We start from the raw sequence: 14945 nt of genomic DNA on the forward strand, positions 1-14945 counted from the left end.
ATGTTAGCATGACAGCATAATTTATTAATATTTTTTAAATGTTAAGGCCTGATTCATGCGCATGACTTTACGCCAGTTGGCTGTTTTTGTAGCAGTCGCTCAAGAAGGTACCGTTACCAAAGCCAGTGATGCTGTCAAACTTACTCAAAGTGCAGCAAGTATGGCATTGGCAGACCTCGAAGATGGTCTCGGTGCTCCACTGTTTGACCGACTTGGTAAACGCTTGCAATTGAATGACTTGGGTCGTTTTTTATTGCCACAAGCTTTGGAGATTTTAGGGCGCTGCGAAGCTTTTGAACAAGCAGCCAAAGGCGAACTACAAAGTATTGATCTGCGTTTAGGTGCGACCCTAACCATCAGTGACTACTTGATGCCAGACCTCATGGCAGATTTCTTACAAATTCAGCCTCAAGCACATTTACAACTTCAAGTCGGCAATACCCGCCAAATGATTGAAGCGGTAAACCAATTTCAGTTGGATTTGGCCTTAATTGAAGGTTCATGCCATCTGCCACAGTTGCAATGTATTCACTGGCGTGACGATGAACTTGCCGTGTGCTGTTCACCAGAGCACCCTTTAGCGAAGTTGGATCGTGCACTCACTGCAGCTGACTTTGATAACGTGGAATGGATCTTACGTGAAGAAGGTTCAGGCACACGTGAAGTATTTGACAACGCAATTTTAAAAGACCTGCCAGATGCCAATATACGTTTAACCTTGGGTCATAACGAAGCCATTCTAAAAATCGTGGCAGGTGGTCTTGGTATGTCATGTATTTCTAAACTTGCGATTGAGCCTTTACGTGAAAAAGGTCAATTGGTGGTTTTAGATACGCCGTTCTGGCAACTAGCCCGTCCATTATTCATGTTGGTACATCGTCAGAAATACCAAGGACCGGGTCTCAAAGCCTTTATGCAATTTTGTGAAAAATAAAAAAAGCGCCTTAAGGCGCTTTTTTATCTATTTTTAAATTGGCGTTCACATGGTTCGCCATCATTATTGCCGTCCATTTTCGTATTTGGACAATTATTATTAAAGAACACTGCTTCTTCGTATGAACGCATCTGACTACAATGCGTACGCCCATCACAACTAAACTGTGCTTTCTCTACTGCCCTTGGCGTATCACTTGAAGAAGGTGCCTGCGCAGTGTATTGAACAACAGACTGAGCTTGCGTTGAAGCTGTGCCGTATAGATTTTTTTCACCTTGCTCAGTCAGCACCCGATCGGGTAAATCCCCCTGAGCTTTACGTTGTTCTTTTACAATGTTTTCATTTTCTTGCATGAGCTGTTGTAAATGTAGCTGCTTCTGTTCTTGGTACTGCTGATATTTCCCATAAACAGCCACAGCTAATACTAGAATTACAATGAGTCCAATCATGCTGAAGATTTTACTGCCCCAAACTGTGACTTTGGCTGTATCGTGAGGAGTAGCTTGATCGTTCACTCGATCTGTCATTGATTCAAATGGCGGATTTATCTGTTCATGAGTGGACTGCTTTTTTTTCAAATCTAAACGGATGATATTTACCGCTTTAAATTTACCTTGATCTGCTTCAATCCTGTATTTGAGATTTTCTCCAACACGTGGTTCGATGTGTCGGCTAGGAAAATCACGAATATGAAAAAATAAATCCTGTGCTTGATCTTGTTGTATAAATCCAAAGCCGCGCTCAACGTTATAGCTTTTGATTTTCCCCTCTTTAAACATAAAAATTGTCTCTCATCTTTTCTTTTAATACTCTTATCATAATAAAAAAGAGGCCAGATAGACCTCTTTTTATTTCAAAGATTTCCATGAAATCTTACAATCACATTATTTACGCAAATTCGAAAGCAAAGCTGAAGTAATTGACTGGTTATTTGCCACTACTTTAGATTTTTTAGCTTTTGCAGATTTGTCTTCTTCACGCTCAATGTTTATGGCTTTATAACGATCACCATTTTTCACCACATTAAATTTCACACGATCATTACGTTTTGGCTCGACACCATCTGCGGGAAAGTCAGAGATATGGAAAAATACATCACCTTCTTCACATGAAAGAAAGCCAAAGCCCTTTTCAGGATTGTACTGCTTCACTTTACCTTTATATTGTTCGGACTTCATAAAGTACCCTATTCCATTTATTCCAATGTCTTTAGTATATAAAAAAGAGGCTATAAAAGCCCCTTTTCTGTTCATGATGCAAAAATTATTCTTTTTGAACTGAACCGAAAATTTTATCGCCTGCATCGCCAAGACCAGGAACGATATAACCGTTTTCATTTAAACCTTGGTCTACAGATGCTGTATAAATGGTCACATCTGGGTGAGCTTCATTCACACGTTTAATGCCTTCTGGAGCTGCTACAAGCACCATGACACGAATATCTTTACAACCACTGGCTTTTAGAACGTCAATAGCAGCGACGAGCGATGAACCTGTTGCAAGCATTGGGTCAATAATCATGGCTAAACGGTTTTGTACGTCTGGTACTAATTTTTTGTAGTAAGTACGCGCTTCTAAAGTTTCTTCGTCACGCTCTAAACCCAATACAGATACTTTTGCACTTGGAATCAGGTTTAAGAAACCATCCAACATACCAATACCTGCACGTAAAATCGGTACGACTGTTATTTTTTTACCGGCAATACGATCTACAGTTACTTTACCATTCCAACCATCAATTTCATGATCGACCATTGGTAAATCTTTCGTTGCTTCATAAGTCAGAAGCATAGTCACTTCTTGAGCAAGCTCACGGAAGTTTTTAGTACTAATATCTGCACGACGAAGTAAGCCGAGTTTATGTCGAATAAGCGGATGACGGATTTCATGGATAGCCACGGGAGAACACCTAAAAGGTTAAGATAAAATTTCAACCATTATAAAGCTATTTAACAAATGATAAAAATAAAAAAGCCCCCTTTACAGGAGGCTTTTTTGTAATAAGCAAATTAATTGCTTAATTCATTAGTTAAAACCACTTTGAATTAAGCTAAAAATGAACTGTTGTAATTCAGGTGAGATCGCAAAGTATGCCACTTGAGAAACTGCAATGATTGGATCTGGATATACACCGATCAACAACACAAGTGCAGCTGCGCCAAGCACCATAATACCACCCACTTTTTGACCCCAATGATCGACAGCGTCGATACGTGGGTTTTCCGGTGGAGTCATGTACATCACAACCATCACACGTAGGTAGTAGTACAAACCGATACCTGAACCAAGGATCACCATTGCAGCTAAGAACCATGAACCACCAGCAACTGCTGTTTTGATCACAAGGAACTTACCAATAAAGCCCGCTGTTAATGGGATACCTGCAAGAGATAACATCATGACAGTGAGTGTTGCAGTCAACACTGGACGACGCCAGAACAAACCACGGTACTCAGCAAGACTACCTGCTTCGTCTTTGTTGTTGTAAGGGCTAGACATCAGTGTCACAACACCGAACGCACCAATCGTTGTTAATACATAAGTAATCACATAAACGTTGACGCTGCTGAATGTTGCAAAGCCTTGTACTTGAACAAAGTCAGTATTACGTGCACTGACAATCGCAACAAGTAAGTAACCAAAGTGAGCGATTGAAGAGTATGCAAGGATACGTTTCAAGTTCACTTGACGTACTGCTAGTAAGTTACCCGCAAGGATAGACAATACTGCAATGATGGTCACGATCGTGATGAAGCTGTCAGAAAGGATTAAGCCAGAAGCCAAGAAATAACGAACGAATAGACCGATCATTGCCACTTTAGCCACAGTCGCTAAGAATGTCGCGATTGGCGCTGGCGCACCTGCATACACGTCTGGTGTCCATTTGTGGAATGGCGCAAGAGACAATTTAAATGCAACAGCAAATACAATCAGTGCAAGACCAAGGACTACACCCGGTTGGCTGAATGTTGTGAACATTTTGCCTGGTTCAGCAACGAATGCCATTGTACCTGTATACGCATATACATAAGCCATACCCATCAACAACATCGCAGAAGCGGTTGCTGAAAGCACCAAGTATTTCACACCCGCTTCAAGCGACTGTGAACGTTGGTGTGTATAAGCCAATAGGCCGTATACAGGAATCGACATTAACTCAAGGCTGATAAAGAATGACGCATAGTGAGAACTTGCAACCATTAACAATGCACCTGTTACAGAGCACAGCATCAAGATATAAAGTTCTTCACGGTTATCTTTATAGGTTTCGATATACGCATGTGACAATGTACAGCAAGCAAGTGCTGCAATCAAAATCACGAATTGGTACAACATCGTAAATGGATCTACGATGAACAAATTCATTACGTTTGCAGGTGCATACTGCCCTGCAACGAAAACAAAAATAATATAAAAGGCTGCAAGGTTCAGACCGATAACGGAAGTCGTTGCAACTAAATTGTGGTTACGCTTGATTGCAATTAGCAACATCACGACGATCGCAGTTAAAGCCACGATCATCACAGGAGCTAATGGCATAAGCTCAGAAAATGACATTGTGAAGTCCATGGCTTATTGCATCTCCACATTTTCAGGTTGTACAGCAATCTGCTGCACAACATCAACGACTTCTTGAACTGGAATATAGCTATTTGCAATCCACGCCATGCTTGAATTTGAAATATCAAGGAAAGTTTGTGGGAATAGACCAAGCCATACTAGACCAAGAGCACAGATTAAAAGAATCACAACTTCACGCGCATTTAAGTCTTTCAACGGATTTGCGTAATGCTGTTTTTGTTCTTCGTTTGGTGTACCAAACAACGCTTTGTGGATCAGGATTAAACCGTAAAGACCGGCAAATACTAAGCTTACTGCAGCAAGGATTGTGTACACAGGGAACTTGTCATAAGAACCCATCAAGATCAGGAATTCACCGATGAAGTTACCTAGACCCGGAATACCTACAAGTGCCGCAACAAAGAACATTAAGAAGAATGAAAGGTATTGGAACTGACCACGGATACCGCCCATCAAACGCATGTCACGTGTATGCAGACGTTCGTAAACCTGACCACACATAATGAACAATGCAGCAGAAGATAGACCGTGAGCCAGCATCATAATCATCAAGCCTTGGAATGTCAGGATGTTACCTGCATACAAAGCAAGAAGTACGAAGCCCATGTGCGAAATAGATGTGTACGCAAGCAGACGTTTCATGTCTGTTTGTTGGAATGCACACCATGCACCGTAGAAAATACCGATTAGACCAAGAATGATCGCGATGTCAGCAAACTGAGCAGATGCTACTGGGAAGAATGGAATAACGAAACGTAAAAGACCATAAGCCGCAGTTTTAATCAAGATACCTGCAAGGTCGACAGAACCCGCTGTAGGTGCTTGTGCATGTGCATCTGGTAACCAGCCGTGTAATGGGAAAACTGGAAGTTTTACCGCAAAACCAATGAACATACAGATCATGAATGCATACGCAAGTGCTGGAGCTTTCGCCTCAACAGTGTGTGCAACACTCATCAAGAAGTCATAGTTAAAGCTGATTTGACCGTGAAGTTGGAAGCCAACAACCACTAGACCCAAGATACCGATCAACATGATCAGACCCGCAACCTGAGTATAGATAAAGAATTTAGTTGCAGCGTAAACGCGTGACTTACCTTCTGCCCCTTTATGACCCCAAAGTGCGATCAAGAAGTAGATTGGTACTAGCATCATCTCCCAGAAGAAGAAGAATAGGAACATGTCAATCGCTAAGAATACACCGATCACACCACCTAAAGACCACAGTAGGTTTAAGTGGAAGAAACCAACGTTCTTTTGAATCTCACCCCATGAACAGCCGACCGCAAGTACACCCAGTAATGCAGTTAAACCCACCATAAGCAGTGAAAGACCATCCACCGCAAGGTGAATGTTAATCCCTAAAGTGGTAATCCACGGTAGGTTAAATTGAGCAGCCCACTGTGGAGCTTGTGTACCCAACTCGTAGTTATAAGTACCGCTTTGCCATAAAACGACGGTTAACACCAACGTTAATAGCATACCAATTAAGGCAATATAGCGTGGTAAGTGCTTGTCGAGTTTATCGACAAGCCAGCATACAAAACCTGCAATGAACGGAATAAGGATCAGAGCGGGTAGAATTAAATTGTTTGGAGTTTCCATTTTATTTCCCCACGACCTGAATCACGACCAGGATCAATAGTAATGCAAACGTACCGAATGCCATACTAGATGCGTATTCACGCAATGAACCTGTTTGACGTGAACTTGTAAAGCTATTACCGCCTTTAACAAGTGCAGGCAATACAAGCCATAAGCCGTCAATTGGATCACGACCAAAGATTTTAGCCAGTAGCAAATAAGGCTTAACGAAAACAATGTTGTACAAAGCATCGAAACCAAGTGCATTACGACAGATATTTGCAAGACCCGCGCCCAGTGAAGTTTTCGCGAACGATTTCACTGCACCATAAGCAAAGGCAAATAACACCACACCCACTGCAAGACCTGCAAGTGCAATACCAACAGCTGTGTATTCAGCGCTATGCATACCATGTTCTAGCGCTTCTGGAATATTAAACGCTGGGATTTGTGCAGCATTTAAAATATTCGTTACTGGTGCTTTTAATACATAAGCTAAACCAGTTGAAAGCACTGCAAGAATCGCCAATGGACCCCAGTAAGTAACACCTTTGATTTCATGGTAAGGCGTGTTTTCTTTACCAAAGAATACAACCCAAATAAGACGGAATGTATAAATTGAAGTTAAGAACGCACCTGCTACACCAGTCCAGTACAAGCAGTCATAAACTGCAATCGCTTGACCTTTCACCCATACCGCACCAAGAATCGCATCTTTCGAGAAGAAGCCGATCGTGATGAATGGAATCGCTGCCAATGCACCGCCACCAATCGCGAAACAAGCAAACAAGAATTTGTTTTTGTGGAATAGACCACCCATCTTGAAGATGTTTTGTTCGTGATGGTAAGCCAAAATCACAGCACCAGAAGACAAGAATAATAATGCCTTGAAGAATGCGTGAGTCAGCATGTGGAATAGACCGGCTTGGTAAGCTTCAGCACCTACAGCCATAAACATATAACCCAACTGACTCATAGTAGAGTAAGCAAGAATACGTTTGATGTCTGTTTGTACCAATGCAGCAAAGCCCGCAACCAACAATGTTACCGCACCTGTGATTGAGATGAACATCATCACTTCTGGCGCTTGTTCAAACACGCTGAACATACGGCTACATAGGTAAACACCTGCTGTTACCATTGTTGCTGCGTGGATCAATGCAGATACTGGTGTAGGACCAGCCATCGCATCTGCCAACCATGTTTGTAATGGGATCTGAGCAGATTTACCTGCAGCACCCAAGAACAACATCAATGCAGTCCAAATTGCAATCGAAGAACTCTGAGCCAAAACTGTTGGCGCAGCAGCCACAACTTCTGCAATGTTTAAAGTGCCGAATTGTTGGTAGATCAAGAACAATGCAATCAGTAAGAATACGTCACCCACACGTGTCACAGTGAATGCTTTAATTGCAGCAAAACCGTTTGCAGGTGTTTGGTAGTAGTAACCAATCAATAGGTATGAACATAGACCTACACCTTCCCAACCCAAGAATAACAACGCTAAGTTGTCACCCAACACTAAAAGCAGCATGCTTGCTACGAATAAGTTGAAGTATGAGAAGAAACGTGCAAAGTCTTCTTCGCCACGCATGTACCATGTTGCAAAGATGTGAATTAAGAAACCCACACCTGTAATCATGCCCATCATCAATAATGATAAGCCATCTAAATGAAGCGTGAAGCCCGGTGCTAAGTTACCTGCACTGAACCAAGTCCAAAGATGCTGAGTTGTTGCAACTGAACCATTATTAACAAAGTCAATACCCGCAATTAAAGCAAATAAAGCTGAAAGACCAACTGAACCTGCACCAATAATTGCAGCAACTGATTCAGGAAGATTTTTACGACCTGCCGCCAACAGGATAAAACCAATTAGCGGGAAAAGTACTGTTAAATATAAATAACTCATCCGCGCATCTCACTAGCAGCATCCACATCCAGATGATGGAAGCGATGATAGAACTGAAGGACGATCGCAAGACCGATACACGCCTCTGCTGCAGCAAGCGTTAAGATCAAGATAAACATCACTTGACCATCTGGCTGTGCCCATGCGCTTCCTGCCAAAACGAACGCTAAAGCAGCAGCGTTCATCATGATTTCAAGGCTCATTAAAATAAATAGTAGGTTGCGTCGAACCATCACACCGTAAAAACCCAGTGCAAAAAGAATGGTTGCAACGATCAAACCATGTTCTAAAGGGATGTTGCCCATTATTCTTTGTCCTCTTCTGCACCTGGCTCACGTTTGCCAAGATGGAATGCAGCGACAAGTGCGCCAAGCAATAACATCGCAGCAACTTCAACCAGCAATAAGTACTGAGTAAAGAGTGAAGTACCCACTTCTTTCGGACCGACAACTTGAGCACCCATGACAGTGCCTGCAGTTGTGTAGTCTGACTTCAACATCCAAACAAGGATTAGACCCATTAGAAAGCTCATCAACGCAGGATATGCCCACGCTGAAGAAGTCAGCCATTTGCTTTCTTGTTCAACTGTATTTTGACCAAGATTCAGCATCATCACGACGAATACGAATAGCACCATGATTGCGCCAGCGTAAACGATAATTTCGAGGGCACCGGCAAACGGCGCACCCACGATCATGAAGATACCTGCAACTGCAAGTAAAGAGATAATCAAGCTTAATAAAGCGTGTACTGGGTTCGTGTTAGTTACAACACGAACGGTAGAGACGATGGCCACAAGCGCCATCAAATAAAATGGCCACATCATGGTAATAGACTCCGTACATCAACTGGTGTGCTTTCGCGTTGAGCCTGACCTTTATCTTTACCAGCAACAGCCATACCTGTTACGCGGTAGAAGTTATAGTCTGGGTATTTACCAGGACCTGAGATAAGAAGGTTTTCTTTCTCATAAACTAAGTCCTGACGAACATACTCACCTAACTCAAAGTCAGGTGTCATTTGAATCGCAGTTGTAGGACATGCTTCTTCACACATACCGCAGAAAATACAACGTGAGAAGTTGATACGGAAAAATTCCGGATACCAACGACCATCTTCTTTTTCAGCTTTTTGTAGTGAAATACAGCCGACTGGACATGCAACCGCACAAAGGTTACATGCAACGCAGCGCTCTTCACCATCAGGGTCACGCGTTAACACGATACGACCACGGAAACGTGGTGGTACGATGTCTTCCGCTTTAACCTCTGGATATAAAATGGTGTCACGTTTACGTGTCGCGTGTGAGAATACCATCCACAACGAACGTACAATTGACCCAAATCCAGCTAGAAATTTAAACATTTTATTCTCCCTGCTGTCTTAGGCCTGATTCATCAGAATCACAGCACCAGTTACCAGAAGGTTAACCAACGCCAATGGCAAGCAAATTTTCCAACCAAAGTTCATGACTTGGTCATAACGTGGACGCATTAAAGAACCACGAGCCAAGACAAACATCATGACAAAGAATGCTGTTTTAATAATGAACCAGAACGCAGCTGGAATGAATGGAATATCTAGGTTGAAAGGCGCTAACCAACCACCGAAGAATAAAGTCACGATTAATGCAGAGATCAGTACTACGTTGACGTATTCCGCAACGAAGAACATACCCCATTTCATACCGCCGTATTCAACATGGTAACCTTCCGCCAATTCTTGTTCTGCTTCTGGTTGGTCAAATGGATGACGGTGAGTTACCGCAACACCCGCAACCACGAAGATCAAGAAACCTAAGAACTGAGGAATAACAAACCAAACATCACGTTGAGCTTCAACAATTTCACGCATGTTGAATGAGCCTGCAATCGCAACCACACCCATTAGTGAAATACCCAAGAACACTTCATAAGAAATGGTTTGAGCAGCAGAACGTAAACCACCAAGTAATGCGTATTTGTTATTTGATGACCAACCACCGAACAATACTGCGTATACCGCAATACCAGCCATTGCCATAAAGAACAATAGACCGATGCTCATGTCTGAAACACCTAAATAAGGTGAAACAGGAATAACCATGAACGATAGCACCGCAGTTGCCATCGCCACTGCTGGAGCCATACGGAAAGTCAATTTGTCAGCAAATTTTGGTGTCCAGTCTTCTTTGAACATGATTTTCAGCATGTCGGCAACAATCTGGAACATACCGCCCGGACCTACACGGTTCGGACCGTAACGGTCTTGCCACAAGCCGAGTAAACGACGTTCAATAAAAGACATCAACGCAGCGATCAATACCACAACCAGTAAGATCACAATTGCTTGAAGAACTGAATAGGCGATTGGCCAGTTTTCAGCCCACAGCGGCGTTTGACGGATTAATTCTTGTTCCATGAATTACACTCCTACCGCGACTGAAACAGGTTCTGCAAGCGATACTGTAGGTGCAAGACCCACTGGGTAACCGATATAACCTGTAGGTAAGTATTCAATCACTTGAACTGGAAGGATGATTTCTGCATCCCCTGCTTTCACAGCGATACGTTGACCATCTTGAACATTTAAGCGTGCTGCATCTTGCTCACCCACAGCAAACATTGCTTCAGGAATACGTGATTCCATCGCAGGTGTTTTCACTGTAAATTCACCAGAAGCGAAGATGTGATGCATCGGTACAAGACGGAAGCTTTCACCATTAACCGCAACAGGTGCAGGTGCAACGAAAGTACGTGCTGGACGTTTCGCTAAACGATCGAATAAACGAACGCCTGCATCACCACCTTTTAAGTGACCACCCACGTTGTCTTGGAATTTGTTCCAAGCTTGTGGAGAGTTCCAACCTGCAGACCAAGCAAATGGTACAAGTGAAGCTGGAGTTTGGTTACCTACATAACCTTCCATAGAGAACGTCAACGCAGAGTCTTTATCGACTGGTTGTTTTGGTTCATGAATAGAAAGTGGTGCGCGCATCGCTGTACGACCTGAGTAACGACGTGGTTCACGTGCCACTTTCAGACCATGTACACGGAAGCCAGCATCTGGTGCGACATCTTGAATCGCTTCAAGTGCAGGAACGTTTTTCGCTACTGACTCGATCACGTCATCAAGAAGTGTCCAAGAAATGGCTTTGCCTTTCACGCCAGTTTCAATGGCATGTAACCAGCGCCAAGATTCTTTGATCGCAAGTTCAGGTTTATAGTAGCTTGGGTCATACACTTGGTAGAAACGTTGTGCACGGCCTTCTTGAGAGACAACAGTACCGTCACCTTCAGCAAATGAAGCAGCAGAAAGTACGATGTTGGCTTTCTTCACAGTTTCAGTTTCAGAATGATCAAGTACAATCACTTCTTTACCAGAAAGTGCAGCATTCACCTGAGCGGCTGGTAAACGACGATAAAGGTCATTTTCCACCACGATCACGGTATCGTAATCTTGTGCAAATGCTTGTTCTAAGCTTTGACCACCAAAGATCGCTAAGCCCATTGAGTTCACTTCAGGAACAGTCAATGTTAAGCCCGCATTACCAAGGTTCTGTGCAACTTGTGCAGCAGCTTCCATGATTGATGCGTCTTGCAAGCTTGTACCAGAGATGATTAATGGTTTTTTCGCAGCTTTTAAAGTGTCAGCAATGGTTTGTGCAAATGCTTTTGCATCGTCATCCAAACCTAAGATCACTTCACCTTTGACAGCAGCTGCGACCGCAAAACCTAAACGTGCAATGTCGTTAGGTGATGCAACAACTTCACCTGTTGCAACATCAGCTAAACGTGTTTGAGTTGCAGCAAGGATGTAAATCGGAGATTTCGCATCTTGAGCAATACGTTGTACAGGCTCAGCCAACCACTCTTGCGTACGGCGCTCTGCAGCCATTTCTTTGGCTTTATTTTTCGCAGCTTGGCGAACAGATAGAGCCATACGTGGTGCAGTTTGAGTTAAGTCTTCACCCAAAATCAACACAGCATCGTAGCTTTCGATTTCACGCATACCTGGGTTATAAACACCTTCGGTTTGCATGATAGAAGCTGCAAGCTCAACAAGTTTTTGCTCTTTTTGAGACATACCTGTTGAGAAGTTGTCTTGACCTACAAGTTCGCGAAGCGCGAAGTTTGATTCAAGTGACGCACGTGGTGAACCGATACCCAATACTTTTTTGCCTTGGATATTTTCAATTACGGTATCCAATGCTTGGTCTACAGAAACTGTAGTCACATTTGCACCAGAGCGGAATTGTGGTTGACGTGGACGATCTTCACGGTTCACATAACCTGTACCGAAACGACCTTTATCGCAAAGGAAGTATTGGTTCACGTCACCGTTAAAGCGGTTTTCTACACGACGTAGTTCGCCATAACGTTCACCCGGAGAGATGTTACAACCTGAAGAACAGCCTTGGCATACGCTTGGCGCATACTGCATGTCCCATTTACGGTTATAGCGTTCAGAGTGAGTTTTATCTGTGAATACACCTGTTGGGCAAACTTCAGTCAAGTTACCAGAGAATTCAGATTCTAAAGTACCTGATTCTGGACGACCAAAGTAAACACGCGAAGCGTTTGCATACACACCAAAGTCCGTACCACCTGCATAATCTTTGTAGTAACGCACACAACGGTAGCACGCGATACAACGGTTCATTTCATGAGAAATGAAAGAGCCTAGCTCTTGGTTGTAATGCGTACGTTTTGTGAAGCGGTAACGACGACGGTCATGCTGAGTCATTACAGTCATATCTTGTAAATGACAATGACCACCCTCTTCACAGACTGGGCAGTCGTGTGGGTGGTTGGTCATCAAGAATTCAACAACAGAAGCACGGAAATTTTTTGCTTCGTCATCTTCAATCGAGATGTAGGTATTGTCAGATGCAGGCGTCATACATGACATAACTAAACGACCGCGAGTATCTTCAGGATTCGCGTATTGAGTCACAGCACATTGACGGCAAGAACCGACAGAACCTAAGGATGGATGCCAACAAAAGTATGGGATGTCGATGCCAAGGCTAAGACATGCTTGTAGCAAGTTCTCTGAGCCGTTGACTTCATACGATTTTCCATCGACATGAATTGTAGCCATAGTCGAATTCCTTAAGCTTGTTCTACGTTGCTAGTTTGAGCTGCCGCATTTACGACTTTAGCTTCAAACTCTCCACGGAAATGTTTGAGTGCGCCCATTAACGGTTCCATCGCACCTGGAGCATGCGCACAGAAAGTTTTACCAATCCAAAGCTTACGAGTAAGTTCTTGTAAGTGATCGATATCTTCTTTCTTACCTGTGCCATCTTCCAAGGCTTTAAGCGCTTTAACCGCCCAAGGTAAGCCATCACGGCATGGTGTACACCAACCGCAAGATTCACGCGCAAAGAATTCTTCTAAGTTACGTGTCGCAGAAACCATACACTGAGTTTCATCAACCACCATGAGCAAACACGTACCTAAACGTGAACCTGCTTTCATGATGCTTTCAGCATCCATAGGAAGGTCAATGTGTTCAGCAGCAAGGAAGTCTGTAGAAGCACCACCCGGTAACCATGCTTTGAGTTTTAAACCATCACGCATACCACCAGCATGATCGTCAATCACTTCACGCGCAGTTGTACCAAATGGAAGTTCCCAAAGACCTGGGAAAGTCACCTTACCTGATGCACCGTAGATTTTAGTACCTGGATCTTTCGACTTACCTTCTGATAAACCGATATACCATTCAGGGCCACGAAGCATAATTGCGGGTAAGTTGTTGTAAGTCTCTACGTTGTTAACAATCGTAGGACGCCCCCAAGCACCTGCAACTTGTGGGAATGGCGGTTTAGTACGAGGGTTCGCACGGCGACCTTCAAGCGAGTTAATCAATGCAGTTTCTTCACCACAGATATAACGACCCGCACCGGTATGCACGTGTAACTCAAAGTTCCAACCTGTACCTAGGATGTTTTCACCCAAGTAGCCTTTGGCACGAATTTGGTCCAATGCTTCATTTAAGTATTGAGCCGCTTCAATGTATTCACCACGGATGAAGATATAACCTTGTGTTGCTTCTAATGTATAAGCAGCAATCAACATACCTTCAATCAACTGATGAGGAAGTTTTTCCATCAACAGACGGTCTTTAAAGGTACCTGGTTCCATTTCATCGGCATTACAGATGAGGTAACGAGGACCTGAGTTATCATTTGGTGCCATAAGCGACCATTTGATCCCTGCTGGGAAGCCCGCACCACCACGACCTTTTACAGTCGCAGCTTTGATCACTTCAAGCACTTCTTTCGGTTGCATGCCAACAGCTTTCTTAAAGCCGGCATAACCTTCAAGTGCTTCGTAATCATCTGCACTGCGAACGTGTTCCTGTTTGCTCAAACGCCAAGTTAATGGGTGAGTTTCTGGGTTACCGTCGCCATAAATTGGTTTTGGTTCAGTATTCATACATACTTCTCCAATAACTGTTTAATTGAAGTCACTTCAACTAAACCGTGAGTGTCTTCGTCAATCATTAACGTCGGACCTTTGTCACAGTTACCTAGGCAGCAAATTGGCAATAAAGTAAAGCGACCATCTGCAGTCGTTTGACCAAATGAAATGCCTAATTCACGCTGGAATGCTTCAGCAAGTGTTTCCGCACCCATCAAGAAACAAGCAATCGAGTCACATAATAAAATTACGTGGCGACCAACTGGTTGACGGTAAATACGGTTATAGAAAGTAGCAACACCTTCTAAGTCTGCAAGGCTCATGCTAAGCAATTGAGCAATAGCATTCATCTGTGCATCATCTACCCAGCCATTACGGCGTTGTACACACTTCAGCGCATCAAGACATGCTGCGCGTGGGTACGGATAGTGACCAATGTGATGTTCGATATCGTGGATTTCTTCCGCAGTTAAAATCCCTTCAACGTTCACACGTGGTTTTTTGTCAGTCAAAATCATCATAA

Annotated in this window: 14 protein-coding genes; 1 reads left to right on the forward strand and 13 read right to left on the reverse strand. The window is 43.3% G+C overall.

Translation table 11 applies throughout. The features are described from left to right. The first annotated feature begins 55 nt into the window (after positions 1-55). The gene (gigC, locus tag FTU79_RS04045; protein ID WP_111884894.1) at positions 56-934 is read left to right on the forward strand and encodes a LysR family transcriptional regulator GigC; all 879 of its coding nucleotides are present in this window, start codon (positions 56-58) and stop codon (positions 932-934) included. A 23-nt stretch (positions 935-957) separates the two neighbouring features. Here the strand turns inward: gigC and FTU79_RS04050 are convergent, their stop codons facing one another. From FTU79_RS04050 to nuoE, 13 genes are all read right to left on the reverse strand, one after another. Then, the gene (locus tag FTU79_RS04050) at positions 958-1713 is read right to left on the reverse strand and encodes a cold shock domain-containing protein (protein WP_180009327.1); all 756 of its coding nucleotides are present in this window, start codon (positions 1711-1713) and stop codon (positions 958-960) included. Positions 1714-1818: 105 nt separating this feature from the next. Continuing rightward, a complete protein-coding gene (locus FTU79_RS04055; protein WP_078192288.1) occupies positions 1819-2112 on the reverse strand; it encodes a cold shock domain-containing protein in 294 nt (97 codons plus the stop codon). An 85-nt stretch (positions 2113-2197) separates the two neighbouring features. After that, positions 2198-2833 (reverse strand): uracil phosphoribosyltransferase, encoded by a 636-nt coding sequence (gene upp / locus FTU79_RS04060; RefSeq protein WP_180009325.1) that lies wholly within the window; start codon positions 2831-2833, stop codon positions 2198-2200. A gap of 126 nt (positions 2834-2959) precedes the next feature. Beyond that, a complete protein-coding gene (gene nuoN / locus FTU79_RS04065; protein WP_078192290.1) occupies positions 2960-4504 on the reverse strand; it encodes an NADH-quinone oxidoreductase subunit NuoN in 1545 nt (514 codons plus the stop codon). A gap of 3 nt (positions 4505-4507) precedes the next feature. Continuing rightward, positions 4508-6121: an NADH-quinone oxidoreductase subunit M gene (nuoM, locus tag FTU79_RS04070; protein WP_078191096.1), complete on the reverse strand. Its 1614-nt coding sequence runs from the start codon at positions 6119-6121 to the stop codon at positions 4508-4510. A gap of 1 nt (position 6122) precedes the next feature. Beyond that, on the reverse strand, positions 6123-8012 hold the full coding sequence (gene nuoL / locus FTU79_RS04075) for an NADH-quinone oxidoreductase subunit L (protein ID WP_078191097.1): 1890 nt from the start codon (positions 8010-8012) through the stop codon (positions 6123-6125). Further along, positions 8009-8317 (reverse strand): NADH-quinone oxidoreductase subunit NuoK, encoded by a 309-nt coding sequence (nuoK, locus tag FTU79_RS04080; protein ID WP_067665227.1) that lies wholly within the window; start codon positions 8315-8317, stop codon positions 8009-8011. The genes nuoL and nuoK overlap by 4 nt, the downstream gene beginning before the upstream one ends. Then, a complete protein-coding gene (gene nuoJ / locus FTU79_RS04085) occupies positions 8317-8835 on the reverse strand; it encodes an NADH-quinone oxidoreductase subunit J (protein WP_171262661.1) in 519 nt (172 codons plus the stop codon). Before nuoJ ends, nuoK begins: the two co-directional genes overlap by 1 nt. After that, a complete protein-coding gene (nuoI, locus tag FTU79_RS04090) occupies positions 8835-9377 on the reverse strand; it encodes an NADH-quinone oxidoreductase subunit NuoI (protein ID WP_078191099.1) in 543 nt (180 codons plus the stop codon). The genes nuoJ and nuoI overlap by 1 nt, the downstream gene beginning before the upstream one ends. 18 nt (positions 9378-9395) lie before the next feature. Beyond that, the gene (nuoH, locus tag FTU79_RS04095) at positions 9396-10412 is read right to left on the reverse strand and encodes an NADH-quinone oxidoreductase subunit NuoH (RefSeq protein WP_078191100.1); all 1017 of its coding nucleotides are present in this window, start codon (positions 10410-10412) and stop codon (positions 9396-9398) included. Positions 10413-10415: 3 nt separating this feature from the next. Further along, positions 10416-13094: an NADH-quinone oxidoreductase subunit NuoG gene (gene nuoG / locus FTU79_RS04100; protein ID WP_180009323.1), complete on the reverse strand. Its 2679-nt coding sequence runs from the start codon at positions 13092-13094 to the stop codon at positions 10416-10418. An 11-nt stretch (positions 13095-13105) separates the two neighbouring features. Continuing rightward, entirely contained in the window at positions 13106-14437 is a 1332-nt protein-coding gene (gene nuoF, locus FTU79_RS04105; protein ID WP_180009321.1) for an NADH-quinone oxidoreductase subunit NuoF, read from the reverse strand. Next, positions 14434-14943, reverse strand: a complete 510-nt coding sequence (gene nuoE / locus FTU79_RS04110; protein WP_078191103.1) for an NADH-quinone oxidoreductase subunit NuoE — start codon at positions 14941-14943, stop codon at positions 14434-14436. The genes nuoF and nuoE overlap by 4 nt, the downstream gene beginning before the upstream one ends. Positions 14944-14945: the final 2 nt, after the last annotated feature.

It is taken from the genome of Acinetobacter sp. YH12144, from assembly GCF_013418345.1.
GTDB classification, from domain to species: Bacteria; Pseudomonadota; Gammaproteobacteria; order Pseudomonadales; family Moraxellaceae; genus Acinetobacter; species Acinetobacter amyesii.

What these genes read in the sequence shown, in the direction of transcription:
- gigC (WP_111884894.1), top strand. Translation starts at nt 56, where the DNA reads ATGCGCATGACTTTACGCCAGTTGGCTGTTTTTGTAGCAGTCGCTCAA.
- FTU79_RS04050 (WP_180009327.1), bottom strand. Translation starts at nt 1,713, where the DNA reads ATGTTTAAAGAGGGGAAAATCAAAAGCTATAACGTTGAGCGCGGCTTT.
- FTU79_RS04055 (WP_078192288.1), bottom strand. Translation starts at nt 2,112, where the DNA reads ATGAAGTCCGAACAATATAAAGGTAAAGTGAAGCAGTACAATCCTGAA.
- nuoN (WP_078192290.1), bottom strand. Translation starts at nt 4,504, where the DNA reads ATGGACTTCACAATGTCATTTTCTGAGCTTATGCCATTAGCTCCTGTG.
- nuoM (WP_078191096.1), bottom strand. Translation starts at nt 6,121, where the DNA reads ATGGAAACTCCAAACAATTTAATTCTACCCGCTCTGATCCTTATTCCG.
- nuoL (WP_078191097.1), bottom strand. Translation starts at nt 8,012, where the DNA reads ATGAGTTATTTATATTTAACAGTACTTTTCCCGCTAATTGGTTTTATC.
- nuoK (WP_067665227.1), bottom strand. Translation starts at nt 8,317, where the DNA reads ATGGGCAACATCCCTTTAGAACATGGTTTGATCGTTGCAACCATTCTT.
- nuoJ (WP_171262661.1), bottom strand. Translation starts at nt 8,835, where the DNA reads ATGTGGCCATTTTATTTGATGGCGCTTGTGGCCATCGTCTCTACCGTT.
- nuoI (WP_078191099.1), bottom strand. Translation starts at nt 9,377, where the DNA reads ATGTTTAAATTTCTAGCTGGATTTGGGTCAATTGTACGTTCGTTGTGG.
- nuoH (WP_078191100.1), bottom strand. Translation starts at nt 10,412, where the DNA reads ATGGAACAAGAATTAATCCGTCAAACGCCGCTGTGGGCTGAAAACTGG.
- nuoG (WP_180009323.1), bottom strand. Translation starts at nt 13,094, where the DNA reads ATGGCTACAATTCATGTCGATGGAAAATCGTATGAAGTCAACGGCTCA.
- nuoF (WP_180009321.1), bottom strand. Translation starts at nt 14,437, where the DNA reads ATGAATACTGAACCAAAACCAATTTATGGCGACGGTAACCCAGAAACT.
- nuoE (WP_078191103.1), bottom strand. Translation starts at nt 14,943, where the DNA reads ATGATGATTTTGACTGACAAAAAACCACGTGTGAACGTTGAAGGGATT.